This window comes from Bradyrhizobium sp. CCBAU 11386, assembly GCF_028128955.1.
GTDB lineage: Bacteria > Pseudomonadota > Alphaproteobacteria > Rhizobiales > Xanthobacteraceae > Bradyrhizobium.
Window position 1 is genome coordinate 1 of record NZ_LBKA01000196.1, and the last position, 26,480, is coordinate 26,480.

A 26,480-nucleotide genomic window follows, 5' to 3' on the forward strand; every position below is an offset into this window, starting at 1 on the left:
CAGGCCGGACATATGGATGCAAGCGATCCGATCAGACCGCCAAACCTCTTGTGCCACGGGGGCCGTCCACATATGGGTCCCGGATCTGCGCTCCGCTTCGCTGCGCTTGTCCGGGACGACAGCAGTTGGGTTTCCTACCCCGCGATCTTCTCGATCGCCGCCTGATCCAGCCCGAAGCGCTTCCCGGCATCCAGGATTTCCTGCCAGGTGGTCGGATCGACCTGAATGCCTTCCGCGAGCCGCTTCTTCTTCGTCTCGCGCTCGGGCTCGCCGGCGATCTTCACCTTGTCGACGCCGGGGCCCGGAGGCGATCCGGTGTGCCAGGCGACGAAGCTTTCGACTTCACGCGCCAGGTTTTCGCCGGTGCCGAGCTTGCCCGGGTCGATGATGATCGAGAGCATGCCGTTGAGGACGTTGTACTTGCCGTCGGACGGGCCCTTGACCACTTGCCCGCCGGAGAGCGCGCCGCCGAGGATTTCGCACACGAGCGCGAGCCCCGAACCCTTGTGCTCGCCGAACGGCAGGATAGCGCCGTACGGCGGGATCACGGTGTAGCGCGGGTTGACCGTGGGCTTGCCTTCATTGTCGATGATGGTGCCGGGCTCCAGCTCGACGCCCTTGTTGTGGGCGACGCGGGTCTTGCCCTGCGCGATTCTGCTGGTGGCGAAGTCGAGCACGATCGGCTCCTTGCCCCTGCGCGGAATGCCGACGCAGAACGGGTTGGTGCCGTGCCGGGCATCGCTGCCGCCCCAGGGCGCCACGATCGGGCGCGAGATCACGTTGACGAAGTGAATCGATACGAGCCCGTGGTCGATGCACTGCTCGGCCCAGTGGCCGATGCGGCCGATGTGGTGCGCATTGGAAAGACCGACGAGACACACGCCGTTGCTCTTGGCACGCTCGGCTGCCAGCTCCATCGCTTCGTGGCCGATCACCTGGCCGTAGCCGGTGAGGCCGTCGAGGGTGAGGAGCGGGCCAGTGTCGAGCACGATCTTGACGTGCTGGTTCACGGCGAGGCCGCCGTTGGTGACGCTCTGGACATAGCGCGGGATCATGCCGACGCCGTGCGAGTCATGTCCCCTAAGATTGGCCTCGACGAGGTTGGTGGATACGAGCTCGGCCTCGCGATCCGAGGAGCCGCCGGCCTTGACAATGGCGCGGACGACGTTGGTGAGCGCTTCGGCCTTGATGGTGCGATAGTCAGCCATTTGTTGTTGCTCTTATTCCTTCACGATCCGGCGGCAGTGAACCAGCGCCGCTTCAATCAGGTTCTCGCTCGCCTCCGGCGTGCGGAACGCCGAATGCGCCGACAGCGTCACGTTCGGCAGTTTTGTCAGCGGATGATCGCCGGGCAGGGGTTCGATGTTGAAGACGTCGAGGCCGGCGTGGCGGATGTGGCCCGACTTCAGCGCGTCGATCATGGCGGCCTCGTCGACGACCGCGGCGCGCGCGGTGTTGATGAGGATGACACCACGCTTCATCGCAAAGATCTTCTCGCGCGTGATCATGCCACGCGTCTCGTCGTTGAGCAGCAGGTGCAGCGACACCACGTCGCTGGTCGCCAGCACCGTGTCGAGATCGGTGAACGCGACGCCCGGGTAGTTTTTCGGCGAGCGGTTCCAGGCGATCACCTTCATGCCGCTGCCCGTGGCGATGCGCGCGACCTCCGCTGCGATGCCGCCGAAGCCGATGAGGCCGAGCGTCTTGCCGGTGAGCTGCATGCCGTCTTCGCGCAGCCAGTTGCCGACGCGCATCTCGCGATCCATCATCGCGATGACGCGGGCCGAGGCCCACATCAGCGCGATCGCGGATTCAGCCACGGCGGTGTCGCCATAGCCCTTGATCAGGTGCACGGAGATGCCGAGCTCGGCGAGCTCTTCCGGGTTCATGTAGCTGCGCGCGCCGGTGCCGAGGAACACGACGTGCTTCAGGCCCGCGCATTTCCTCGCGACATCGGTCGGAAGCGCGGTGTGGTCGACGATCGCGATCTCGGCGCCGTCAAGGATTTCCGGGTATTGCTGGGGCTTGATGTCAGGGTCCCTGTTGATCCGCACCTTGGGATCGCCGGGCTGCTCCAGCCGCTCCATGATCACGGCGAGGGCTTCGTTGGCGTCGACGAAAACTCCGCGCATGGCCCTCTCCGATCAGGACGCGACGCCAGCGATCGCCAGCACGGTGTGCATCAGCACGTTGGTGCCCGCGGCGCAGTCGGGCTGCGTGGCGTCTTCCAGCTCGTTGTGGCTGATGCCGTCCTTGCAAGGCACGAACACCATCGCCGCCGGCATCACGGTGTTGAGATTGCAGGCGTCGTGACCGGCGCCGGAGGTGATGCGGCGAGAGGAATAGCCGAGCGTCTTGGCCGCGTTCTCGACCGCCGCGATCAGCTTGGGATCGAAATGCGTCGGCGGCTTGCGCCAGACCAGGTCGATCTTGACCTCGACCTTGCGGCGCGCGGCGATCTCCGCAATCGCTGCACGCAGATCGCGATCGAGCGCGTCCATGATGGCGCCATCGGCGCTGCGGCAATCCATGGTGAAGGCGATTTCACCGGGTATGACGTTGCGCGAGGGGTTTGCGATCACGGCCTCGCCGATGGTGCCGACCGCGTTCGGCCCGTGCTTCTTGGCGATCGCCTCCATCGCCAGCACGATCTCGGAGAGCGTGGCCAGCGCATCGCGCCGCAGCGGCATCGGGGTCGATCCCGCATGGCTCTCGAAGCCGGAAATCTTGCCGTCATACCACAGCACGCCCTGGCCGGAATCGACGACGCCGATGGTCTTGCCCTCGGCTTCCAGAATCGGGCCCTGCTCGATGTGCAGCTCGACGAAGCAGCCGAGCTTCTGGAAACCGACCGGCTTGTCGCCGCGATAGCCGATGCCGTCGAGCGCCTGGCCGACAGTGGTGCCCTCGGCGTCCTTGCGTGACAGGATGTCGTCGGTGGTGAAATCGCCGACGTAAGCTGCGGAGGCCATCATCGCGGGTGCGAAGCGCGAGCCTTCCTCGTTGGTCCAGTTCACCACGCAGATGGGCGCCTCGGTCTCGATGCCGGCGTCGTTCAGGGTGCGGATCACTTCCAGCGCGCCGAGCGTTCCCAGGATGCCGTCATACTTGCCGCCGGTCGGCTGGGTATCGAGATGCGAGCCGATGCCGACGGGCAGCTTCGACATGTCGCGGCCCTTGCGCAGGCCGAATTGCGAGCCGAGCGCATCGACATGCACCTCGAGGCCGGCATCCTCGCAGGCCTTGCGGAACCAGTCGCGCACCTGCTTGTCCTCGGCGCTCAGCGTCAGCCGCCGCACGCCGCCCTTGGCCGTCCCGCCGAACTGCGCGGTCTCGTGGATGGAGCCCCAGAGGCGGGCGGAATCGATTTGCAGGTTGGTGGCGGCTCGGCTCATGCGGTCGTTCTCTCGTTGTCCGGCGCCTGTTTCAATGACGCGCCAGCGCGGGCGCGTCAACCGCGAGGCTGCTCTGCGCAATCTGACATGCAAGCTCGGCGACGCGCTCCACCGCCACGACGTCGGGCGAGGCGAGCCAGCTCGCCGTGAATGTCAGCGGTGTGATTTCAAGATCGGTGTCGAGCAGTTGCAGCCGCCCGTCGGCGAGCTCGTTCTCGACGATGGCGTCTGGGATCACGGCGATCCCCAGGCCCTCGACCGCCATGTGGATAACGGTCGCGAGCGACGCAGAGGCATGCAGCCGGATCGGCGGCAATTCGGGCCGGTCGAACACCTCGCGCACGACCTCGTAGGGCCTGGTCTTGCGCGGGAAGGTGATGATCGGAAACCGCGCGAGATCGGCGCGCGTCACCGGGCCGTTGCCGAGGCCGAGCGAGGGGCTTGCGAGAAAACCGATCGGATAATCGGCGAGCACGCGGTTGTGCACGCCGGAGGCGGACAGCGGCCCCACCACGAAGGCAAGCTCGATCTCCTGCGCGAGCAAACGCGCCGTAAGGTTCGGCGTGATGTCGACCTCGATCTCCAGCGACAGGTTCGGATAGAGCTCGTTCACGCTCTTCACGAGGCGCGGCAGCCAGGTGTGCACGATGGTCTCGGCCACGCCGAGACGCATCACGCCGCGCATCGCCGAACGGTCGCCGACCTCGGCCATCATCTGAGCGCGCAGGCCGATCAGCTTCTCTGCATAGACCATCATCTGCCGCCCGCTCGGCGTCGGTGAGGCCACGCGATGATCGCGGTTGAGGAGCTTCACGCCCATCTCGCGCTCGAGCTGGGCGATGCGCTGGGAGATCGCCGGCTGGGTCGTGTTGAGCCTTTGTGCGGCGCCGCGAAAGCTGCCGAGCTTCACAACCCAGAGGAACGTCTCGATTGACCTGAAGTCCAGCATTGGAATGATTTTCCCGATCGATAAAAGAAATTTATCGATATTGATTAGAAAGGAAGATTAGACTTTATAGCACGCTTGGTGTTGGCTTGTCTTTGTCGAGTTTATAGGCAGGTCGATCACATGACTGTTTTGGTGGCAGCGCAGCAAACTGAAACACCCGACACCCTCCCGAGCCGCAAGGCCCGGCTCGCCTATCGCGGCGGCGAGGTGGGCTCCACCGCCGGGGTCGCCCCCGGCTTCGTCCAGGGCAATCTGGCGATCCTGCCGGCGGAATATGCCGGCGCCTTTCACCGCTTCTGCCAGCTCAATCCGAAACCCTGCCCGATCATCGGCATGTCCGACGTCGGCAGTCCGCATATCCCCGCGCTCGGCGCCGACCTCGACATCCGCACCGACGTTCCCCGTTACCGCGTCTGGCGCGACGGCGAAGTCGTGGACGAGCCGACCGACGTCACCAAGTACTGGCGCGACGATCTCGTGACCTTCGTGCTCGGCTGCTCGTTCTCGTTCGAGGAGGCGCTGCTCGACGAGGGCATGCCGATCCGCCACATCGAGCAGAACGTGCGCGTGCCGATGTACCGCACCAACATCGCCTGCGGCGAGGCCGGTCCGTTCGCCGGCCCCATGGTGGTGTCGATGCGTCCGTTCAAGCCGGCCGATGCGATCCGCGCGGTGCAGATCACCTCGCGCTATCCCGCCGTGCACGGCGCGCCCGTGCATCTCGGCCATCCGCACCTGATCGGCATCAAGGACATCGCCAAGCCCGACTATGGCGATCCCGTGCCGGTCGCCGATGACGAGATCCCGGTGTTCTGGGCCTGCGGCGTCACGCCGCAATCGGTGATCAATGCCGCGAAGGTGCCGTTCGCAATCACGCATTCGCCCGGCCTGATGCTGGTGACGGATCTCAAGAACAGGACCATGGCCGTGATTTAGTGGGCAGCGTTTGCTGCTTCTTCAGGCTTTACGCTATCTGTCAATCGCTTCATTCGATACGCGCAAAATTCGAATAACAGGGGACTTTGCCTATGACGATCACTCGCCGCGACGTTCTGCTCGGAGCCGCCGCCACTGCCGCGTTGATGCCGCTAGCTGCGCGTGCGCAAACTTCTGAAGTGGTGATCGGCGCGACCTATCCCTTGTCGGGCGCCGGCGCCCAGGTGGGTGTCGATGCGCAGCGCGCGTTCGAGACCGCGGTCGATATCATCAACAACGATCAGGACTTCGACCTTCCGCTCGCGAAGGGCCTGGGCTTGCCCGGCCTTGGTGGCGCCAAGATCCGTCTCGTCTACGCCGACACCCAGGGCGACCCGCAAAAGGGGCGCGCCGAAGCCGAGCGCCTCATCACGCAGGAAAAGGTCTGCGCCATTCTCGGTTCCTATCAAAGCGCAGTCGCGGTCACGATCAGCCAGATCTGCGAACGTTACCAGACTCCGTTCCTGTCGGCAGACAACTCCTCGCCGAGTCTGCATCGCCGCGGCCTGAAGTATTATTTCCGCGCCTCACCGCACGACGAGATGTTCTCGGCCGGGATGTTCGATTTCCTCGATGCGATGAAGAAGAAGGGCGCCAAGGCCGACACGCTGGCGCTGTTCCACGAAGATACGATCTTCGGCACCGACTCTGCCAATGCGCAGACCAAGCTCGCCACCGAACGCGGCTACAAGATCGTCGCCGACATCAAGTACCGCGCCAACTCGCCGTCGCTCTCGGCTGAAGTCCAGCAGCTCAAGGCCGCCAATGCCGACGTGCTGCTGCCCTCGAGCTACACCACCGACGGCATCCTGCTGGTCAAGACCATGGCTGAGCTCGGCTACAAGCCGAACGCCATCGTGGCGCAAGCCGCCGGCTTCTCCGAAAAGGCACTTTACGACGCCGTCGGCGACAAGCTCGAGGGTGCGATCACCCGCGGCAGTTTCTCGCTCGATCTCGCCGCCAAGCGGCCGATGGTCGGCAAGATCAACGATCTGTTCAAGGCGAAGTCGGGCAAGGACCTCAACGACAACACGTCGCGGCAGTTCATGGCCATGATCATCATGGCGGACGCCATCAACCGCGCCAAATCCACCGACGGCGAGAAGATCCGTGACGCACTGGCCGCGACCGAGATGTCGGGCGAGCAGACCATCATGCCCTGGAAGCGGGTCAAGTTCGACGACATGGGCCAGAACAACGAAGCCGATCCGGTGCTGCTGCAATATGTCGGCGGCAAGTTCGTCACCATCTTCCCGTCGCAGGCGGCGGTTGCCGACGCGATCTGGCCGATGAAGTAAGCGACCAGTTGCGGGCGGGGGACGAAGCAACGTGACAGCCGAAACCATTATCCAAAGTCTTGCGAGCGGCCTCCTGATGGGGCTGCTCTACGGACTGATCGCTGTTGGCCTGGCGTTGATCTTCGGCCTGATGGACGTCGTCAACTTCGCCCATGGCGAATTCCTGATGATCGCGATGTACGTAACGTTCTTCCTGTTCACGTTCTTCGCGATCGATCCACTGCTGTCGGCGCCACTGGCCGCCGCTGCCTTGTTCGTATTGGGGGCGGTGGTCTATCTCGTGATCGTGCGGTTTGCGATGCGCGCCAAGGCCAATGTCGGCATGGTGCAGATCTTCGCGACCTTTGGCCTCGCGATCGTGATGCGCGGCCTGGCGCAGCTGTTCTTCACGGCCGACTATCGCAGCGTCCCCAACTCATGGCTCGGCGGCAAGACGGTATCGGTCGCCGGAATCTTCCTGCCGCAGCCGCAGCTCTTCGGCGCGCTGGTTGCGATCGCGGCGTTCGGCGGGCTCTACCTCTTCATCAACCGCACCGATTTCGGCCGTGCGCTGGAAGCGACCCGTGAGGATCCCGGTGCGGTGGCCCTCGTCGGCATCGACAAGAACCGCGTGTTCGCGCTCGGCTGGGGCCTCGGCGCTGCCCTGGTGGGGCTCGCCGGCGCCATCATGGCGAGCTTCTTCTATATCTATCCCGACGTCGGTGCATCCTTTGCACTGATCGCCTATGTCACGGTGGCGCTCGGCGGCTTCGGCAGCGTGTTCGGCGCCTTCGCCGGCGGCATCATCGTCGGTCTCGTCGAGGCCACCACCGCGCTCGTGCTGCCGCCATCACTGAAGTCGGTCGGCATCTATGCCGTCTATCTCCTCGTGGTCTTTATCCGGCCACGCGGCCTGTTCGGATCGATGTGAGATGGACAAGAGCTTTACAGAGCGGCGTCGCCGCGAACTCCTCGTTGCAGCTTGCCTTACGGTCGCCGCTGCGCTCGTGCCGTTGTTCGTCAAGAATCCAAACGTCCAGAACATCATGATTTTGACGCTGATGTTCGGGGCGCTGTCGCAGAGCTGGAACATCCTGTCCGGCTATTGCGGGCAGATATCGCTCGGGCATGCCCTCTATTTCGGCTTGGGCGCCTATACCACCACGCTCTTGTTCACGAAGTTCGGCGTGCTGCCCTGGTTCGGTATGCTCGCCGGCGGCGCCATCTCCGCCTTGATCGCGCTGGCGCTCGGCTATCCCTGCTTCCGCCTTGGCGGCCACTACTTTGCGATCGCCACCATCGTGATCGCCGAGATCGGCTTGCTGCTGATCCAGAACTGGGAATGGGCGGGTGCGGCCCTCGGTATCGAGATGCCCGTGCGCGGCGACAGCTGGCTGAAATTCCAATTCGCCCGCAGCAAGCTGCCGTACTTCTATTTCGCGCTGGCGCTCGCCTGCATCGCCTGGTTCGTCACCTGGTGGCTGGAAGACTCGAAATGGGGCTATTGGTGGCGCGCGGTGAAGGACAATCCCGATGCAGCCCAGAGCCTCGGTGTGGTCGTGTTCGATTCCAAGATGGGGGCTGCGGCCGTCTCTGCCTTCCTGGTCGCGGTCGGCGGTAGCTTCTATGCCATGTATGTTTCCTATATCGATCCCGGAAGCGTCATGGGCTTCCAGTTCTCGCTGCTGATGGCGTTGCCGGCGGTGCTGGGTGGCATCGGCACGCTGTGGGGGCCGCTGCTCGGCGCGGTAATCCTGATTCCGCTCACCGAGCTGACGCGCTCCTATATCGGCGGCTCCGGCCGCGGCGTCGATCTCATCGTCTATGGCACGCTGATCGTCGTGATTGCGCTGGCGCGGCCGGAAGGTCTGATCGGGCTGTTCTCGCGCCGCAAGGGAGCTTCGCGATGACCGCGCTCCTTGAAACCCGCGGCGTCTGGCAACGTTTCGGCGGCCTTGTTGCCAACAGCGATGTCTCGATCTCGGTCGGGCGCGGCGAGATCGTCGGCCTGATTGGTCCCAACGGCGCCGGCAAGTCGACGCTGTTCAATCTCATTGCGGGCGTGCTGCCGCCGACGCAGGGCTCGATTATCTTCGACGGGGACGATGTGACCAACCTGCCGGCGGCCGAGCGCTGTCAGCGCGGCGTCGCGCGCACCTTCCAGGTCGTCAAGAGCTTCGAGACCATGACTGTCATCGACAACGTCATCGTCGGTGCGCTCGTGCGCAACACCGTGATGCGCGAGGCGCGCCGCAAGGCGCATGAGGTGCTGGAATTCACCGGCCTTGCCGCACGCGCCGACGTGCTCGCGAGCGACCTCGTGCCGGCCGAGAAGCGCCGCCTCGAGGTCGCGCGTGCGCTCGCGACCGAACCAAAATTGCTGCTGCTCGACGAGGTCCTCACCGGCCTCACGCCGACCGAGGCGCAGACCGGTGTCGCGCTGGTGCGCAAGGTCCGCGATGCCGGCATCACCGTGCTGATGGTCGAGCACGTCATGGAGATCGTGATGCCGCTGGTCGACCGCGCCATCGTGCTCGACCTCGGCAAGGTGCTGGTCGAGGGCAAGCCTGCCGACGTCGTTCGCGATCCCAAGGTGATCACCGCATATCTGGGAGATCGTCATGCTGTCAGTGCATGAAGTCACGACCGCCTATCAGGGCCTGGTCGCGATCTCCGCGGTCTCGATCAATGTCGAGAAGGGCGAGATCGTCTGCGTCGCCGGCGCTAACGGCGCCGGCAAGTCGACGCTGCTCAAATCCATCGCCGGTGCCGAGCGTCCGCGCTCGGGCACCGTGACCTTCGACGGCAAGCGCCTCGACGGCATGGCGCAGCACCACATCACCGCGACCGGCATCGCCTATGTGCCGGAGAACCGCCGCTTGTTCCCGCGCCTGTCGGTGCGCGACAATCTTCGTCTCGGCAGCTATCTCTACCGCGGCGAGGCCGACCGCGAGGGGCCGCTCGATCTCGTCTTCACGCTGTTTCCGCGTTTGTCCGAACGCCTGGAGCAGCGGGCCGAGACACTCTCCGGCGGAGAGCAGCAGATGCTGGCCATCGGCCGCGCGCTGATGACGCGCCCGCGGCTGCTGATGCTGGACGAGCCGTCGCAAGGCATCATGCCGAAGCTGGTGGATGAAATCTTCCAGGCGGTGAAGCGCATCCGCGACGCCGGCATGACCGTGCTGATCGTCGAGCAGCGCATGGCCGAGTGCCTGGAGATCGCCGACCGCGCCTACATCCTGCAAACCGGCCGCGTGCTGATGCAGGGTGCAGCGAGCGAGATCAAGGGCAATCCGGATGTGCGCAAGGCGTATCTGGGTCTTTAGACGCAAGTGTTGGGATGTGCGTCCCGCACTCTCGGTGTCATCGCCCGCGAAGGCGGGCGATCCAGTATTCCAGAGACGTTAGTGGGATACGGAGGGGCCGCGGCGTACTGGATTCCCCGCCTTCGCGGGGAATGACAGTGGTGGGTAAGGCAGCACTGTCGTGCTCTTCACGAGGCGACGCTAATGTCCGTGCCCGTGCCCATGCTCCGGCAACGTCACCCCGAACACCTTCACCAGATCCTTCACCTGCTCCGGCGACAGGTAGCGCGGGTTCATCCCGCGCAGCAGCAGGTACAGCTTCGCCGTCTCCTCCAGCTCCTCGGTCGCGAACACCGCGGCCTCCAGCGTGTCGCCGGCGACCACCGGGCCGTGATTGGCGAGCAGCACGGATGAATATTTCCCCGCCAGCCCCTTGATCGCATCCGCCACCGCGGGATCGCCGGGGCGGTAATAGGGCACGAGCGCGGTTGCGCCGCATTTCATCAGATAATAGGCCGTCATCGGCGGCAGCGCGGCGCGCGGGTCGATCTCGGGCAGCATCGACAGTGCGACAGAATGCGTCGAGTGCAGGTGCACGATCGCGCGTGCACTGCCGCGGGTGTCGTAGAGCGCAGTGTGCAGCGGAACTTCCTTGGTCGGTGCATCGCCCGAGATCGGCCGGCCCTGGCTATCCAGCCGCGACAGCCGCGCCGGGTCGAGGAAGCCGAGCGAGGCATTGGTCGGCGTCACCAGCCAGCCGCCATCGTCAAGCTTGACGCTGATATTGCCGGAGGAGCCCGGCGTCAGCCCGCGCTCGAACAGGGACCGTCCGAAGCGACAGATATCCTCACGCAGCCTTGTCTCGTTGCTCATGGCCGTCATGCCCGCTTGTCTCACGCTTTGGCAGCGCGGCCAAGCCGTGTTATCGGTTCGCCGAGCCGCCGCAAGGGCCGGCCGTCCGGGAAACGTTTCGCAAGGGTCAGTTGCATGTCCGCCTCCACGTCACAAAATCAGCGTATCGCCGTCATCGGGCTCGGCTCGATGGGATTTGGCATGGCGACCTCGCTGAAGCGCGCCGGCCACGCCGTCACCGGCTGCGACGTCTCGGCCGATGCGGTGGCGCGCTTCGTGAAGGACGGCGGCGCGGGCGCCAGGACGCCGGCCGAAGCCGCCAGGGACGCCGACGTCGTCGTCAGCGTCGTCGTCAATGCAGCGCAGACGGAGACGATCCTGTTCGGCAAGGATGGCGTCGCCGAGACCATGCCCAAGGACAGCGTCTTCCTGTCATCGGCCACCATGGATCCCGACGTGGCGCGGCGCCTGGCCAAGCAGCTCGAGGCGACCGGCCGGCATTATCTGGATGCGCCGATCTCCGGCGGCGCGCAGCGCGCCGCGCAAGGCGAACTGACGATCCTCGCCTCGGGCAGCCCGGCCGCTTTTGCGAAGGCGCGGCCGGCGCTCGACGCCATGGCCGCAAAGCTCTACGAGCTTGGCGATGCCGCAGGGCAGGGCGCCGCCTTCAAGATGATCAATCAGTTGCTCGCCGGCGTGCACATCGCCGCCGCCAGCGAAGCGATGGCGTTTGCGGCCAAGCAGGGCCTCGACATCCGCAAGGTCTATGAGGTGATCACGGCCTCCGCCGGCAATTCCTGGATGTTCGAGAACCGCATGCCGCATGTGCTCGACGGCGACTATACGCCGCGCAGCGCGGTCGAGATCTTCGTCAAGGACCTCGGCATCATCCAGGACATGGCGCGGAGCGCCAGATTCCCGGTGCCGGTTTCCGCGGCCGCGCTCCAGATGTTCCTGATGACGGCTGCCGCAGGCATGGGCCGCGACGATGACGCCTCGGTCGCGCGCATGTATGCGCAGGTCACCGGCGTGAAGCTTCCCGGCGACAAGTAAGGACAAGAGGATTCCAATGCCCCGTTTCGCCGCCAATCTCTCGATGATGTTCACCGAGGTGCCGTTCCTCGACCGCTTCGATGCCGCCGCGCAAGCCGGCTTCACCGCCGTCGAGTTTCTCTTTCCCTACGAGCATCCGGCCGAGGCGGTCGGCGAGCGGCTCAAGCGCAACGGCCTGACCCAGGCCCTGTTCAACCTGCCGCCCGGCGACTGGAATGCGGGCGAGAAGGGTTTCGCCGCGCTTCCGGCGCGCTTCGCCGATCTCAAGGCGGGCCTCGAGACCGCGCTGCCCTACGCCAAGGCCACCGGCGTCAAGCGCCTGCACCTGATGGCCGGCCTTGCCAATCGCGGCGAGCGCGTTGCGATCGAGGCGTTCTACAAGTCCGTGGCGTGGGCGGCGGAGTTCTTTGCGCCGCACGGCATCGACATCGTGCTCGAGCCGATCAATGCCCGCAACGTGCCCGGCTACTTCCTCAACGATTTCGGCTTTGCGCGCGACCTGATCCAGGAGTTGCGGCTCCCGAACCTCAAGCTCCAGTTCGACATCTATCATTGCCAGATCATCCATGGCGACGTCACCATGCGGCTGCGCGAGATGATGCCGATCATCGGCCACATCCAGATCGCCAGCATTCCCTCGCGCAACGAGCCCGACGGCGAGGAGCTGAACTATCCCTTCCTGTTCGAAGAGCTCGACCGGCTTGGCTATGCCGGCTTCGTCGGCTGCGAATACAATCCGCGCGGCAAGACCACCGACGGCCTTGCCTGGTTCAAGCCCTACGCGGGAGTGAAGCCGTGACTCTTGCACTGGGTTGCATCGCCGATGACTACACCGGCGCCTCCGATCTTGCCAACACGCTGACGCGCGCGGGCCTGCGCACCGTGCAGACCATCGGCATACCCGCCGATGATCTGGCGTTGCCCGAGGTTGACGCTGTCGTGGTGTCCTTGAAGAGCCGCTCGATCGAAGCAGGCCTTGCTGTATCGCGCTCGCGCGCGGCGGAGACATGGCTGCGCGGCCGCGGCGCGAGCCATGTGCTGTTCAAGATCTGCTCGACCTTCGATTCCACCGACGCCGGCAATATCGGCCCGGTAATGGACGCGTTGCGCGACGATTGCGGCGAGGGCATCGTTCTGGTGACGCCGGCCTTCCCGGAGACTGGCCGCACCGTCTACCAGGGCAACCTGTTCGTCGGCGCGGTGCCGCTGAACGAGAGCCCGCTCAAGGACCATCCGCTCAACCCGATGCACGATTCCAGCCTGGTGCGCGTGCTGGCGCGGCAGAGCAGGACACAAATCGGCCTCGTCGATCTCGCCACCGTCACGCGCGGCGCGGATGCCGTGCGGGCGCGGCTGGCCGAACTCGCGGGCAAGGGCATCGGCGCTGCGATCATCGACGCCGTCTTCGATCGCGATCTCGAAACCATCGGCCTCGTGGCCGCCGAACATCGGCTTTCGGTCGGCGCCTCCGGCATCGGCCTCGGGCTCGCGCGTGCCCTGGTGTCGACCGGCAAGGTCAAATCAGCCGCGGCAGGCAGCGAATCCGGAGCTGCCGTTGGTGGACCGGCGGCGTGTCTTGCCGGCAGCTGCTCGCAGGCCACGCTCAAGCAGATCGCCAGCGCTGAACAGGTCATGCCGGTGTTTCATCTCGATCCGGACCGTATTCTTACGGGGGCGGACGAAGCACAGCGTGCGCTGGACTGGGCAAGGCCGCGACTGGCCGAGGGGCCCGTGCTGATCGCATCGAGCTCGACACCGGATCAGGTCTCAGCGCTTCAGGCACGTCACGGCCGTGACGCGGCCGGACATGCCATCGAGCAGGCGATGGCCGACATCGCCGAAAACCTCGTGAAATCAGGCGTGCGGCGATTGGTCGTTGCCGGCGGCGAGACGTCCGGCGCCGTGGTCGATCGGTTGAAGATTCCCGGATTTCTCGTAGGGGTGGAGATCGCTGCAGGCGTTCCGGTGCTGCGCGCGGTCGGCGCCGGGGGCGACATGCTGCTCGCGCTGAAGTCCGGCAATTTCGGTGGCCCGGAATTTTTCTCCGATGCGCTGAGGCTCATGCGCTGAGCGCAGAGCATTCTTAGCTGCCTGTTCATCTCTTTCAGGCTCCGTACTCGTACGGAGTCGTAGTCAACATCTGCTCAGTCGCTCTGTTGTCTGATGTCGGCGTCGCTCCTTTTTGGTTGATTCTTTAGACCTCCCGGACGCGCGCCTGCGCCAGCATAAAAGAGACCTGATTATGTTCGCCACCATCTCCATCCGCGCCAAGATCATCAGTGTCGTGGCGTTTCTGCTGGTCGCGATGACCGGCATGGGCCTGATCGCCGTGTGGAAGATGCGGGCGATGAATGCCAATACCACGGACATCACCACGAACTGGATGCCGAGCGTGCGGGTGCTCGGCGATCTGCGCGCCGGCGTGATCACCTATCGTAACGTGATCCGCGAGCACATGCTGGCCGAGACGCTGGAGGAGAAGCTCGCGGCAGAGAAGACGCTTGCGACGGTGGTCGAATCCAACACCAAGTTTCGCCAGTCCTATGAGGCTATGATCACCTCGCCTGAGGAACGGGCACTCTACAATGAGTGGTCGAAGAGCTGGGACGAGTACAAGAAGGGCACCCAGGAGGTGATTGCTCTCTCGCGCAAGGAGGCCGGCAAGATCCCGCACGAGGCGCATGAGCTGAACACCAAGACAGTCAACAAGATCGGGCTTCAGGCCGACGAGATCCTGCGCAAGGACATCGAACTCAACACCAAGGGCGGCGACCAGGCCGCGCAGGATGCCGCCGAGAGCTATTTCTATGCGTTCATGCTGGTCGCGATCATCCTCGGCGCCGCCGTGGTTGTCGGCACCGGCGTCGGCTTCTATCTGGTCCATGACGTCTCCAGCGGCATCGCCTCGATCGTCGAGCCGATGCAGGCGCTGGGCAAGGGCGACCTCGGTGCGGAAGTCCCGCATCGCGGTGAGAAGACCGAGATCGGTGCCATGGCCGACGTGCTCCAGGTCTTCAAGGAAGCGCTGATCGCCAAGAAGGCCGCCGACGAAGCCGCCGCGGCCGACGCCGAAGCCAAGATCGAGCGCGGCCGCCGCGTCGACAACATCACCCGCGAATTCGAAACGATAATCGGCGAGATCGTCCAGACCGTGTCGTCGGCCTCGACCCAGCTCGAAGCCTCCGCCTCGACGCTGACCTCGACCGCCGACCGCTCCCAGAGGCTGGCGACCACCGTTGCCGGAGCTTCGGAGGAAGCCTCCACCAACGTGCAGTCGGTGGCTTCGGCGACGGAGGAGATGGCCTCCTCGGTCGGCGAGATCAGCCGTCAGGTGCAGGAATCGGCGCGGATGGCCAGCGACGCCGTCGGCCAGGCGCGTGCCACCACCGAGCGCGTCAGCGAACTGTCCAAGGCCGCTTCCCGCATCGGCGACGTCGTCGAGCTGATCAACACCATCGCCGGCCAGACCAACCTCTTGGCGCTGAACGCGACCATCGAGGCCGCACGTGCGGGCGAAGCCGGCCGCGGTTTCGCCGTGGTGGCCTCGGAGGTGAAGGCGCTCGCCGAGCAGACGGCGAAGGCGACCGGCGAAATCGGCCAGCAGATCTTCGGTATCCAGGCGGCGACCAACGATTCGGTCGGAGCGATCAAGGAGATCTCCTCGACGATCGAGCGTCTGTCGGAGATCTCGTCGGCAATCGCGGCGGCCGTGGAAGAGCAGGGCGCGGCCACGCAAGAGATCGCCCGCAACGTGCAGCAGGCGGCGCAGGGCACCCAGCAGGTGGCGGCGCCGCAAGCGCCGCTCGTTTCGTTTGGGCGGTAGCATGATATCGCCTACAGGTAGTATCGTGAGGTATTACCCGTAATCGCACGGGGAGGCGGTTTCATCGATAGTTAAATTCAACTTATGAGAATTGCGGGGGACGCCTCGAATAGCGGCTGTTCCGATTGGAATGAATGCATATTGAATTCATTTGGGAGCCCCCGATGCGCAAGAATTTTCCCGTCACCGAAATCGAATATCCCGTCAGCGACGAGACGCTGATCGTCTCCAGAACCGACCTCAAGGGCAAGCTTGCCTACTTCAACGAGGACTTCCTCGCCGCGGCGGGCTTCACCTCGGCGGAGCTGATGGGGCAGCCGCACAACATCGTTCGCCACCCCGACATGCCGCCGGAGGCGTTCGATAATCTCTGGGACACGCTGAAGGCCGGCAAGCCCTGGCTTGGCGCGGTGAAGAACCGGCGCAAGAACGGCGACTTTTACTGGGTGCTGGCCACAGCTTCGCCCATTCGCGAGAATGGCCAGGTCACGGGCTTTACCTCGATCCGCACCAAGCTGCCCGCCGACCAGCGTCGGCTCGCTGAAGAGGTTTACGCTGCGATCCGCGAGAACAAGCCGCATGGCTATCGCATCGATGCCGGCATCATTCGCCGCCGCTCGCTGCTCGACCGCCTCAGCGTCTTCACCGGCACGCTGAAGGCGCGCCTGGTCACGATGATGGCGGTGCAGGCGCTGTTCATGCTCGCGCTCGGCATCGGCGGGGTGCTTTCGACCGACGGTTCGACCAGCCTGATCCTGTCGCTGCTGGCCGTCGTCGGCGCTGCCATCGGCGGCTTCACCGGGCTTGCCACCATGCGGGCGATCCAGGGCCCGATGCGGCATCTCAACGACACCATGCTCAACCTCGTCCAGGACAAGCTCGACAACCGCATCGTCATCGCGCGCGACGACGAGATCGGCGAGGCACTGCGCAACCTCCAGACCGTGCAGACTATCATCCGCTTCAGCCGCGACGAGGTCCAGGCGGTGCAGCGCCGCGCCGAGGAGCAGCGCAAGGCCGGCATGACGAAGCTTGCCGACAGCTTCGAGGCCGCGATCGGCGAGATCGTCGAGACCGTGTCATCAGCTGCGACCGAGCTCGAGGCGTCGGCCTCGACGCTGTCCTCGACGGCGGGCCGGGCGCAGGAACTGGCGACGGTGGTCGCAGCCGGCTCGGAAGAAGCTTCCACCAACGTTCATTCGGTGGCATCGGCCGCCGAGGAGATGTCGTCGTCGGTCCGCGAGATCGGTCGCCAGGTGCAGGATTCCACCCGGATTGCGAGCGAGGCCGTCAGCCAGGCGCACGCCACCACCGAACGCGTCAGCGAGCTGTCACGGGCGGCCTCTCGGATCGGCGACGTCGTCGAGCTCATCAATGCCATCGCGGGCCAGACCAATCTCCTGGCGTTGAACGCCACGATCGAAGCGGCACGTGCTGGCGAGGCCGGCCGCGGCTTTGCGGTTGTGGCTTCCGAGGTCAAGGCGCTCGCCGAACAGACGGCGAAGGCGACCGGCGAGATCGGCCAGCAGGTCGGCGGCATCCAGGCGGCGACGCAGGAATCGGTCGGCGCCATCAGCGAAATCTCCGGCACCATCGCGCGCCTCTCCGAAATATCCTCGGCGATCGCCGCAGCCGTGGAGCAGCTGGGCGCGGCGACCCAGGAGATCGCCCGCAATGTGCAGCAGGCGGCCAACGGCACCCAGCAGGTGTCTTCCAATGTCGGCGACGTCCAGCGCGGCGCATCCGAAACCGGATCGGCATCCTCGCAGGTGCTGTCGGCGGCACAGATGCTGTCCCGCGACTCCAACCGCCTCAAGCTCGAGGTCGGCAAGTTCCTGAACTCCGTCCGCGCAGCGTGAAGCGTTCGGCCGCATAGCTGCGATGCTTATTCCGCAGCGCGGTAGCATGGAAGTGAATGCAGGAAAGCTGCCGGTGATTAGCGTTGCCGGCGGTGCTCAGGTAAAGGGGAAAGAGGATCCCCGTCGGGGCGGATTCCGTATCCCTGCTTGACCTGGAATTGCCTGGCGCATGATTGCTCTGGTCCGTATTGCCCTGAGCCGACCCTATACGTTTGTCGTGCTCGCGCTCCTGCTCCTGATCATCGGACCGCTGGCAGCGCTGCGGACGCCGACCGACATCTTCCCGGACATCCGCATTCCCGTGATCGGCGTGGTCTGGCAGTACACCGGCCTGCCGCCCGACCAGATGTCCGGCCGCATCACGACGCCGTTCCAGCGCGCGCTGACGACGACGGTCAACGACATCGAGCACATCGCGGCCAATTCCTATAACGGCTTTGGCATCATCAAGATCTTCTTCCAGCCGAACGTCGACATCCGCACCGCCAATGCGCAGGTCACAGCGATCTCGCAGACTTTGCTCAAGCAGATGCCGCCGGGCGCGACGCCGCCCTTGATCCTGAACTACTCGGCCTCGACCGTGCCGATCATCCAGGTGGCGCTGTCGGGCGACGGGCTGACCGAGCAGAACCTCGCCGACATCGGCATCAACCAGCTGCGCACGCCGCTGGTCACGGTGCCGGGGGCCGCGATCCCGTATCCGTTCGGCGGCAAGCAGCGCCAGGTCCAGATCGATCTCGACCCGACCGCGCTCCAGGCCCGCGGCCTGTCCGGCCAGGACGTCGCCAATGCGCTGGCCGCGCAGAACCTGATCACGCCGGTCGGCACCCAGAAGATCGGCACCTTCGAGTACAACATCCAGCTCAACAACTCGCCGCTGAAAATCGACGAGCTCGGCAATCTGCCGATCAAGACCGTCAACGGCGCGATGGTCTATGTGCGCGATGTCGCGACCGTCCGCGACGGCAATCCGCCGCAGACCAACATCGTCCATGTCGACGGCAACCGCTCGGTGCTGATGATGGTGCTGAAGGCGGGCGCGACCTCGACGCTCGACATCATCGCCGGCATCAAGCAGAAGGTGGTCGACGTCAAAGATCAGCTGCCGGATGCGCTGAAGATCGGATTTATCGGCGACCAGTCGGTGTTCGTTCGCGGCGCGATTCAAGGCGTCGCCTTCGAGGGCGTGATCGCGGCGCTGCTCACCAGCGTCATGATCCTGCTGTTCCTCGGCAGCTGGCGCTCGACCATCATCATCGCGGTCTCGATCCCGCTGTCGGTGCTGGGGGCCATCATCATGCTGTCGGCGATCGGGGAGACGCTGAACATCATGACGCTCGGCGGTCTCGCGCTCGCCGTCGGCATCCTCGTCGACGACGCCACCGTGACCATCGAGAGCATCAACTACCATCTGGAGCAGGGCAAGCCGGTCGAGCAGTCGATCCTCGACGGCGCCAACCAGATCGTCACGCCGGCCTTCGTCTCGCTGCTCTGCATCTGCATCGTGTTCGTGCCGATGTTCTTCCTCACCGGTGTCGCGCGCTTTCTGTTCGTGCCGATGGCCGAAGCCGTGATGTTCGCGATGATCTGGTCGTTCATCCTGTCGCGCACGCTGGTGCCGACCATGGCGAACTACCTCTTGCAGGCCCATGTCCATCACGAGGGCGAACCGCCGAAGTCGCGCAATCCGCTCGTCTGGTTCCAGCGCGGCTTCGAGGCGCGCTTCGAGCACATCCGCGGCTTCTATCGCGGCCTGCTCGGCATGGCGCTGGCGCATCGCGCGGTGTTCGTGATCGGCTTCCTCTGCGTCGTCGGTGCCTCCTTTGCGCTGGTGCCGTTCCTCGGGCGCAACTTCTTCCCCGCGGTCGACGCCGGCAACATGCTGATGCATGTCCGAACCCAGGTCGGCACGCGCGTCGAGGAGACCGCGAACCAGCTCGCCGATATCCAGAAGGCGATCCGCAAGCTGATCCCGGGCGAGATCGAGACCCTGACCGACAACATCGGCATGCCGATCTCCGGCATCAACATGACCTACAACAACACCGGCGTGATCGGACCGCAGGACGGCGACATCCAGATCAAGCTGAAGGAAGGCCACAAGCCGACCGATGAGCATGTGCGCGAACTGCGCGAGCAGCTGCCGCGGCTGTTCCCCGGCGTCAGCTTCGCGTTCCTGCCGGCCGATATCGTCAGCCAGATCCTGAACTTCGGCGCGCCGGCGCCGATCGACCTTCAGATCCGCGGCGCCAATATCAGCGCCAACTTCGCTTACGCCAACAATCTGCTGGCCAAGGTCCGCAAGATCCCCGGCGTTGCCGATGCGCGCATCCAGCAATCGCCGAACAACCCGACCTTCAATATCGATGTCGACCGCACCCGTGCGCAATATGTCGGCCTGACCGAGCGCGACGTCACCAACAGTCTTGTGGTGAACCTCGCCGGTTCCTCGCAGGTGGCGCCGACCTACTACCTCAATCCGGATAACGGCGTGTCCTACTCGATCGTGATGCAGACGCCGCAATACCAGATCGACTCGCTCGGCGCGCTCCAGACGCTGCCGATCACCGCCACCGGCAATTCGCAGTCGCCGATCCTTGGCGGCATCGCCGACATCAAGCGCTCGATCTCGAGTGCGGTGGTCTCGCAATACGACATCCAGTCGATGGTGCAGATCTTCGCCACGACCTCGGGCCGCGATCTCGGCGCGGTCGCCGCCGACATCCGCCAGGTGATCGCCGATACCGCGAAGGAGGTGCCGAAGGGATCTTCCGTCGTGCTGCTCGGGCAGGTGCAGACCATGAACAGCGCCTTCACCGGCCTGCTGTTCGGCCTGCTTGGCGCCGTCGTGCTGATCTACTTGCTGATCGTCGTGAACTTCCAGTCCTGGTCCGATCCGTTCGTGATCATCACGGCGCTGCCGGCCGCGCTCGCCGGCATCGTCTGGATGCTGTTCATGACGGAGACGACACTGTCGGTCCCGGCGCTCACCGGCGCCATCATGTGCATGGGCGTTGCCACCGCCAACAGCGTGCTCGTGATCTCCTTTGCGCGCGAACGCTACGAGGAACTCGGCGATCCCGTTGCTGCCGCGCTCGAAGCCGGCTTCGTCCGGTTCCGTCCCGTCCTCATGACCGCGCTCGCCATGATCATCGGCATGGCGCCGATGGCCTTGGGCCTCGGCGAGGGCGGCGAGCAGAATGCGCCGCTCGGCCGCGCCGTGATCGGCGGCCTGATCTTTGCAACCTTCGCCACGCTGATGTTTGTTCCCGTGGTGTTCAGCATGGTACACAAGAAACAGGGCGCCAAAGCCGCCGCCCCTTTGGAGACTCCGCATGTCGCCCACTGAATCCCGCTCCCCGGTGTCGCACCGGAAACTGGGCATCTTCGGCGCGGTGGCGCTGATTGCGGCAGCCCTGGTCGTCGGCACCGGCATCCGCGCGCGCGAGGAGCAGGGCTCCAAGTTGAAGGAATGGACCGATGATCAGGCCGTTCCCAGCGTCGCCGTGACCCAGCCCAACGCCAAGGTGCTCAACGCCACCCTTGATCTGCCGGGCCGATTGGAAGCCTACTACCGTGCCCCGATCTTCGCGCGCGTGTCGGGTTACCTGAAGAGCTGGAGCGCCGACATCGGCGCCCGCGTCAAGGCCGGGCAGGTGATTGCCGAGATCGAGGCGCCCGACCTCGATCAGCAGCTGTTGCAGGCCCGCGCCGACCTCGCCAGCCAGCAGGCCAGCGCCAGGCTGTCGGAGGCAACGCTGAACCGCCGCAAGACGCTGGTCGCCTCCAACTTCGTCTCCGCGCAGGAAATCGACGAGCGCACCGCCGATCTTTCCAACAAGAACGCCGCGGTGCATTCGGGGCAGGCCAATGTCGAGCGGCTGGAAGCGCTCGCCGGCTACAAGAAGATCACCGTGCCGTTCGACGGCGTGGTCACGGCGCGCGATACCGACGTCGGCGCGCTCATCAACGCCGGCGGCGGCTCGGGCCCGGCGATGTTCGTGGTCTCGGACATCACCAAGCTGCGCGTCTATGTCAACGTACCCCAGAATTACGTGCCGGCGATCAAGATCGGCGCCAAGGCCACCATCGCGCTGCCGGAGTATCCGAACCGGACCTTCCAGGCGACGGTGGAGGCTTCCTCGCAGGCGGTCGACGTCGCCTCCGGCACGACGCGCATGCAGCTTGGCCTGGACAATTCGAGCGGAGAGCTGATGCCCGGCGGCTATGCCAGCGTGAAGCTGAGCCTGCAGCGCGACGCCGCGCCGCTCAGCATTCCCGCCAGCGCGCTGATTTTCAACGGCAGCGGTCTGCGTGTCGCGACCGTCGGTGCGGACGACAAGGTGCTGTTCAAGACCGTGACCATCGGCCGCGATCTCGGCCGCGAGATCGAGCTCGCCTCAGGCATCGCAGCCGATGACCGTGTCATCACCGCCCCGCCGGACGGCCTGTCCGACGGCGATCAGGTCCGCGTCGTCGGCGCCAAGGGCAAGCCGGCCACCGCGTCGGAAAAGCAGGCGCCGAAGAGCTAGGTCAGTCGCGTGCCCCGGACGCGGCGCAGCATGAAATGATGCGCCGCTGAGCCGGGGCCCATATCTCCTCACTGCACGGTGTTGCTTTCTGGGTCCCGGCTCTGCGAAGCAGCGCTGCGCGCTGCACCGCGTCCGGGACACGGACACTCAAGCCACCCGCCACTCCGGAACGCCATCGTCGGCCATCGCGATCTCGCCAAGCGAGCCGACCGGCGTCCTCTCCATGTCGAGCAGATGCGCCAGCGTTGCCGTATCGCCCGCCGGTATCCGCGCCAGCGTGCGGCGGTCATCTTCCGTGCGCAGCATGACGACACCGTGCTCGACATCGCGGCCGCGGCCATAGAGCACCGTAAAGCTCTCGACCTTGCCCTTGCCTGAGGCCTCCGCGACGAAGTCCGGCACCGCGCGCTTGTCGCGGTCGGCCTCTCCTTGCACGCTCGTCTCCTGCGCCAGCGCCTCGCGCGGAGGCGCCTTCGATACTACCAGCGCATGATGCTTGGTGACGAAGCCGCCCTGGCCGTAGAGCAGGCCGAGCCTGGCGCCATCGCGCAGGCGCCGCACCATCGCGCAGGCCGCATGCGTCATGTAGGTGTTGAGCGGCGCGCCGAAGAAGGTGAGGCCGCCGGTCACGGTCGGCTGCACGTCGGCGGAAAGACCCAGCGTCCGCCGCGCCATCTTGGGCACGCAGGGGAAGCAGCTATAGAGCTCGATCGCGTCGAACTCTTTGCCGTCGCCGCCTGCGAGGTCCATTGCGGCCTTCAGCACCGCATTCTGCGGATGGCTCTCGTAGAACTGATCGCGCAGGAGATAGTCGCGCGGCTCTTCCGCCGAGGCGCCGCCGAGCGGATAGACCAGTCTGTCCTCGGCGATGCCGGCCGCGCGCGCCCTGGCAAGGCTGGTGAGCAGCAGCGCGCCGCCCATGTTGACGCTGGGGTTGGCGACCATGAGCTTGTTGTAGGGCCAGGCGATGAGACGGTTGTCCGCTGTGGGCGTCGTGATCTCGTCCGGCGTATAGCGTCGCTTCAGCCAGGCATTTGGATTTTTCGCGGCGGCTTCCGAATAGCGCGACCACAGCGTCCCCGACTCCGCCATCGCCTCGCGCGGCGTCTGGCCCCAGTGCGCGGAGGAGGCCGCCTCGTAGAACGGATAGACCGTGACGGGTCGGAACACGCCGAGCTTCACCGCCAGCGGTTTCTGGAACGCCGCGCCGCGCTTCGGCTCCTCGACATCATGCGCGAACGGCGTCCATGGCAGCTTTGCGCCTGCGCGCTCGGCCTTGGTCGCCGTCGACTGCGCTTCCGCGCCGCAGACCGCGGCAACGCTGCATTCCCCGCGTGCGATGCGCTTTGCCGCCTCGTGGATGTAGCGGATCGGGCTCTCGCCGCCGACCGGGCCGTAGTAGCAATGCGAAGGCGTGATCCCGAGGCGCTGCGCCAGCAGCTTCTCCGGATCGCGGTAACGCCAGCTCAGGAAGTTGACGACGTCGAGCGATTGCACCTCGCCGAGCAGCTTTGCTCCGGCGTCCTGCTCGGCGAGCCGTAGCGCCTGTTCGAGCAGATCGAGCGGCTCGAGGCCAGCGGTGATCTCCTTGGGACGGTCGACGATCTCGCCGATGCCGACGATGACGGGGATGCGGTCTTCTGGGATATCGGTATTGTCGGTCATGGCCTCAATTCACGGTATCAGTTGCTTCGTCATTGCGAGCGAAGCGAAGCAATCCAGAATCTTTCCGCGGCGGCAGTCTGGATTGCTTCGCTACGCTCGCAATGACGATGTGGATGCTACTCCGCCACCAGTGCATTCATGTGCTCGACGGCTTCGGCAAAATCTTCCTTGAACTCCTGCACCACGGCGCCCGCCGATTTCACGCTGTCGATCAGGCCGACGCCCTGACCGACGAAGTAGCTGACGAGATCGCGCGCCTTGGCGTTGCCGGCCGCCGCCGCGCGGTCGATCGCGTTGAAGGCGTCGCGGCTGACGATGCTTTGCAGCGGCATCGGCAGCGCACCGGGGCTTTCCGGCGCGCGGTCCCAGGCATCCGTCCAGACCGAGCGAAGCTGCCGCGCCGGCTTGCCGGTGCGGCCCTTCGAGCGCACCGCGTCACGCGAGGATGCGGCGATCATCTTTTCGCGGAAGATTTCCGTGGTTTCGGCCTCGACGGTTGCGAGCCACACCGAGCCGGTCCAGGCGCCAGCTGCGCCCATCGCCATGCAGGCCGCCATCTGCCGTCCCGTCATGATGCCGCCGGCCGCCAGCACCGGCACGTCGCGGATCGGCTTGATCGCCTTGATCACCTCCGGCACCAGCACCAAGGTCGACACCTCGCCGCAATGGCCGCCGGCCTCGGTGCCCTGGACCACGAGGATGTCGACGCCGGCCGCGACCTGGCGCAGCGCGTGCTCCTTGGCGCCGACGAGAGCCGCGACCGGCACGCCGTGCTTCTTGCCCATCTCGATCATCGCCTTCGGCGGCACGCCGAGCGCATTGGCGATCAGCCGGATCGGATGATTGAAGGAGACCTCGAGCAGCTGAAGCGCCGTCTTCCCGTCGAACGGCTGCGGCTGGTTGTCGGCCACTTCAGTGGTCGTCAGCTCGATGTCGTACTTCTTCAGGAGGTCGCGCGTGTAGTTGCGATGCTCTTGCGGCACGCGCGCTTCCAGGCTCTTCCAGGTGACGTCCTTCTCGCCCGCGGTCGAGATGTTTTCGGGGATCAGCACGTCGATGCCGTAAGGCTTGCCGTCGACGTGGTCGTCGATCCATTTCAGCTCGCGTTCGAGCGTATCAGGCGTGTGCACGGTGGCGCCGAGCACGCCGAAGCCGCCGGCGCGGCTGACGGCGGCGACGACGTCGCGGCAATGGCTGAAGGCGAGCAGCGGGAAGTCGATGCCCAGCATGTCGCAGATCGGCGATTTCATGGCTCTCTCCCGGCGGCGGCCGTCGCGTTGCTGTTGTTGCTTTGCGTTCTTGTTGTCATTGGCGAAGGCCATGCGACGCTAACCCATCGTCGCCGGCGATGCCAAGCCGGATTTCGCCGCGCATCTTGTGTATAGGCGCCACGCCGCGCGAGGAGCCATTCCGTCGCGCAAAATGTCGCCTGCGCAATCGAGTCATGTCGCGGATCGTTTTGATCTGCGCCGCGATATCCAGTTCGACACGCGCGTCGATCGCGCTGTCTTCGATGAACAGGCCAATAGTTGGTCGGTGACGATTTCCTTGTCGGCGGCGTCGGGGTCTACCGGCGGATCTGCGGCGAGGTCGCGGCGAAGGGGTATGAGGGGTTCGTGATGACACGGGCGGAGCGGCCGCGCAGGGTGGTGACGGCTTAGGTCGGATGCATGACACCGGCCTGAGGCCCGCGCCGGACGCAGAGCCGGCAGGGCTTGTCATTGGCCGTTCGCGGGCTAATTAATGCAGACGCATCTTTCCGCCGGAGCCCCGCATGACCGACGCCCCCGCCTACGTGCCGCCCAAAGTCTGGACCTGGAACAAGGAGAACGGCGGGCAGTTCGCCAGCATCAACCGCCCGATCGCCGGCCCCACCCACGACAAGGAGCTGCCGGTCGGCCGCCATCCGCTCCAGCTCTATTCGCTGGCGACGCCGAACGGGGTGAAGGTCACGGTGATGCTGGAGGAGCTTCTGGCGCTCGGCCACAAGGGGGCCGAATACGATGCCTGGCTGATCAGGATCGGCAATGGCGACCAGTTCGGCAGCGGGTTCGTCGACATCAACCCGAACTCGAAGATCCCGGCGCTGATGGACCGCTCCGGCCCTGAGCCGATCAGGGTGTTCGAGTCCGGCTCGATCCTGTTCTATCTCGCCGAGAAGTTCGGCGCCTTCCTGCCGAAGGACATCAAGACCCGTACCGAGGCGATGTCCTGGCTGTTCTGGCAGATGGGCAGCGCGCCGTATCTCGGCGGCGGCTTCGGCCATTTCTACGCCTACGCGCCGACCAAGATCGAATACGCCATCGACCGTTTCGCGATGGAGACCAAGCGCCAGCTCGACGTGCTCGACCGGCGCCTCGCCGACAACGAATATCTCGCGGGCAACGAGTACACCATCGCCGACATCGCGGTGTGGCCCTGGTATGGCGCGCTCGCCAAGGGGCTGGTCTACGGCGCCGGCGAATTCCTCTCCGTGCAGGACTACAAGAACGTGCAGCGCTGGACCGACCAGATCGCCAGGCGCCCGGCCGTGAAGCGCGGCCGCATGGTCAACCGCGTCTCCGGCGACCCCGCAAGCCAGCTCCACGAGCGCCACGACGCCGGCGATTTCGACACCAAGACCCAGGACAAGATCGGCGAGCCGGCCGCATCGTAGGTGCTGTACTCCCTCGCCCCGCTTGCGGGGAGAGGGTTGGGGTGAGGGGGAGTCTCCCCGGGGGACGGTGACAATTGGGACTCGCGGAGAGTCCCCTCACCCGGATTTGCATCTACGATGCAATCCGACCTCTCCCCGC

The 26,480-nt window shown here is 65.3% G+C and carries 20 protein-coding genes and 1 pseudogene; 14 read left to right on the forward strand and 7 right to left on the reverse strand.

The features are described 5' to 3' along the window. Nucleotides 1-134: 134 nt before the first annotated feature. The 4 genes from XI09_RS14030 to XI09_RS14045 are packed head-to-tail and all read right to left on the reverse strand — an operon-like array spanning nucleotide 135 to nucleotide 4,344. Nucleotides 135-1,208, reverse strand: a complete 1,074-nt coding sequence (locus XI09_RS14030; protein WP_271567352.1) for a malate/lactate/ureidoglycolate dehydrogenase — start codon at nucleotides 1,206-1,208, stop codon at nucleotides 135-137. Between the two features lie 12 nt (nucleotides 1,209-1,220). Further along, complete coding sequence (locus XI09_RS14035; protein ID WP_271567353.1) at nucleotides 1,221-2,132, reverse strand: NAD(P)-dependent oxidoreductase; 912 nt, start codon at nucleotides 2,130-2,132, stop codon at nucleotides 1,221-1,223. Nucleotides 2,133-2,144: 12 nt separating this feature from the next. Beyond that, complete coding sequence (locus XI09_RS14040; RefSeq protein ID WP_092186088.1) at nucleotides 2,145-3,395, reverse strand: Zn-dependent hydrolase; 1,251 nt, start codon at nucleotides 3,393-3,395, stop codon at nucleotides 2,145-2,147. A 31-nt stretch (nucleotides 3,396-3,426) separates the two neighbouring features. Next, nucleotides 3,427-4,344, reverse strand: coding sequence for a LysR family transcriptional regulator (locus XI09_RS14045; protein WP_092186089.1), 918 nt, complete (start codon nucleotides 4,342-4,344; stop codon nucleotides 3,427-3,429). A 120-nt stretch (nucleotides 4,345-4,464) separates the two neighbouring features. Between XI09_RS14045 and XI09_RS14050 the strand changes: the two genes are divergently transcribed. From XI09_RS14050 to XI09_RS14075, 6 genes are all read left to right on the forward strand, one after another. Then, the gene (locus XI09_RS14050) at nucleotides 4,465-5,280 is read left to right on the forward strand and encodes a putative hydro-lyase (protein WP_271567354.1); all 816 of its coding nucleotides are present in this window, start codon (nucleotides 4,465-4,467) and stop codon (nucleotides 5,278-5,280) included. 92 nt (nucleotides 5,281-5,372) lie between these two features. Then, nucleotides 5,373-6,617, forward strand: a complete 1,245-nt coding sequence (locus tag XI09_RS14055; RefSeq protein WP_271567355.1) for an ABC transporter substrate-binding protein — start codon at nucleotides 5,373-5,375, stop codon at nucleotides 6,615-6,617. Between the two features lie 31 nt (nucleotides 6,618-6,648). After that, a complete protein-coding gene (locus tag XI09_RS14060; protein ID WP_271567356.1) occupies nucleotides 6,649-7,527 on the forward strand; it encodes a branched-chain amino acid ABC transporter permease in 879 nt (292 codons plus the stop codon). A gap of 1 nt (nucleotide 7,528) precedes the next feature. Continuing rightward, nucleotides 7,529-8,506 carry a branched-chain amino acid ABC transporter permease gene (locus XI09_RS14065; protein WP_027544023.1) on the forward strand — a complete coding sequence of 326 codons (978 nt, stop codon included), beginning with the start codon at nucleotides 7,529-7,531 and terminating at the stop codon, nucleotides 8,504-8,506. Further along, nucleotides 8,503-9,234 (forward strand): ABC transporter ATP-binding protein, encoded by a 732-nt coding sequence (locus tag XI09_RS14070; protein WP_271567357.1) that lies wholly within the window; start codon nucleotides 8,503-8,505, stop codon nucleotides 9,232-9,234. The genes XI09_RS14065 and XI09_RS14070 overlap by 4 nt, the downstream gene beginning before the upstream one ends. Further along, nucleotides 9,218-9,922: an ABC transporter ATP-binding protein gene (locus tag XI09_RS14075; RefSeq protein WP_271567358.1), complete on the forward strand. Its 705-nt coding sequence runs from the start codon at nucleotides 9,218-9,220 to the stop codon at nucleotides 9,920-9,922. Before XI09_RS14070 ends, XI09_RS14075 begins: the two co-directional genes overlap by 17 nt. Before the next feature lie 180 nt (nucleotides 9,923-10,102). Here XI09_RS14075 and otnC read toward each other — a convergent pair whose 3' ends face one another. Continuing rightward, nucleotides 10,103-10,783, reverse strand: coding sequence for a 3-oxo-tetronate 4-phosphate decarboxylase (otnC, locus tag XI09_RS14080; RefSeq protein ID WP_271567359.1), 681 nt, complete (start codon nucleotides 10,781-10,783; stop codon nucleotides 10,103-10,105). 105 nt (nucleotides 10,784-10,888) lie between these two features. Here otnC and ltnD point away from each other — a divergent pair, with 105 nt between their 5' ends. The 7 genes and pseudogenes from ltnD (at nucleotide 10,889) to XI09_RS14115 (ending at nucleotide 22,020) form a co-directional block, all read left to right on the forward strand. Next, nucleotides 10,889-11,806 (forward strand): L-threonate dehydrogenase, encoded by a 918-nt coding sequence (ltnD, locus tag XI09_RS14085; protein WP_271567360.1) that lies wholly within the window; start codon nucleotides 10,889-10,891, stop codon nucleotides 11,804-11,806. A gap of 16 nt (nucleotides 11,807-11,822) precedes the next feature. Continuing rightward, nucleotides 11,823-12,605, forward strand: coding sequence for a 2-oxo-tetronate isomerase (otnI, locus tag XI09_RS14090; protein WP_271567361.1), 783 nt, complete (start codon nucleotides 11,823-11,825; stop codon nucleotides 12,603-12,605). Then, nucleotides 12,602-13,876 carry a 3-oxo-tetronate kinase gene (gene otnK / locus XI09_RS14095; protein WP_271567362.1) on the forward strand — a complete coding sequence of 425 codons (1,275 nt, stop codon included), beginning with the start codon at nucleotides 12,602-12,604 and terminating at the stop codon, nucleotides 13,874-13,876. The genes otnI and otnK overlap by 4 nt, the downstream gene beginning before the upstream one ends. A gap of 172 nt (nucleotides 13,877-14,048) precedes the next feature. After that, nucleotides 14,049-15,596: pseudogene (locus tag XI09_RS14100) on the forward strand (methyl-accepting chemotaxis protein); the annotation flags it as partial. A gap of 197 nt (nucleotides 15,597-15,793) precedes the next feature. Further along, nucleotides 15,794-17,488 carry a methyl-accepting chemotaxis protein gene (locus tag XI09_RS14105; protein WP_271567363.1) on the forward strand — a complete coding sequence of 565 codons (1,695 nt, stop codon included), beginning with the start codon at nucleotides 15,794-15,796 and terminating at the stop codon, nucleotides 17,486-17,488. Between the two features lie 169 nt (nucleotides 17,489-17,657). Then, complete coding sequence (locus tag XI09_RS14110; RefSeq protein WP_271567364.1) at nucleotides 17,658-20,837, forward strand: efflux RND transporter permease subunit; 3,180 nt, start codon at nucleotides 17,658-17,660, stop codon at nucleotides 20,835-20,837. Next, on the forward strand, nucleotides 20,824-22,020 hold the full coding sequence (locus tag XI09_RS14115) for an efflux RND transporter periplasmic adaptor subunit (RefSeq protein WP_271567365.1): 1,197 nt from the start codon (nucleotides 20,824-20,826) through the stop codon (nucleotides 22,018-22,020). Before XI09_RS14110 ends, XI09_RS14115 begins: the two co-directional genes overlap by 14 nt. Before the next feature lie 147 nt (nucleotides 22,021-22,167). Here the strand turns inward: XI09_RS14115 and XI09_RS14120 are convergent, their stop codons facing one another. After that, entirely contained in the window at nucleotides 22,168-23,685 is a 1,518-nt protein-coding gene (locus tag XI09_RS14120; protein WP_271567366.1) for an acetyl-CoA acetyltransferase, read from the reverse strand. A 116-nt stretch (nucleotides 23,686-23,801) separates the two neighbouring features. Next, nucleotides 23,802-24,935 carry a nitronate monooxygenase gene (locus XI09_RS14125; RefSeq protein ID WP_271567367.1) on the reverse strand — a complete coding sequence of 378 codons (1,134 nt, stop codon included), beginning with the start codon at nucleotides 24,933-24,935 and terminating at the stop codon, nucleotides 23,802-23,804. Between the two features lie 524 nt (nucleotides 24,936-25,459). Between XI09_RS14125 and yghU the strand changes: the two genes are divergently transcribed. Then, on the forward strand, nucleotides 25,460-26,341 hold the full coding sequence (gene yghU / locus XI09_RS14130) for a glutathione-dependent disulfide-bond oxidoreductase (RefSeq protein WP_271567368.1): 882 nt from the start codon (nucleotides 25,460-25,462) through the stop codon (nucleotides 26,339-26,341). Nucleotides 26,342-26,480 lie beyond the last annotated feature (139 nt).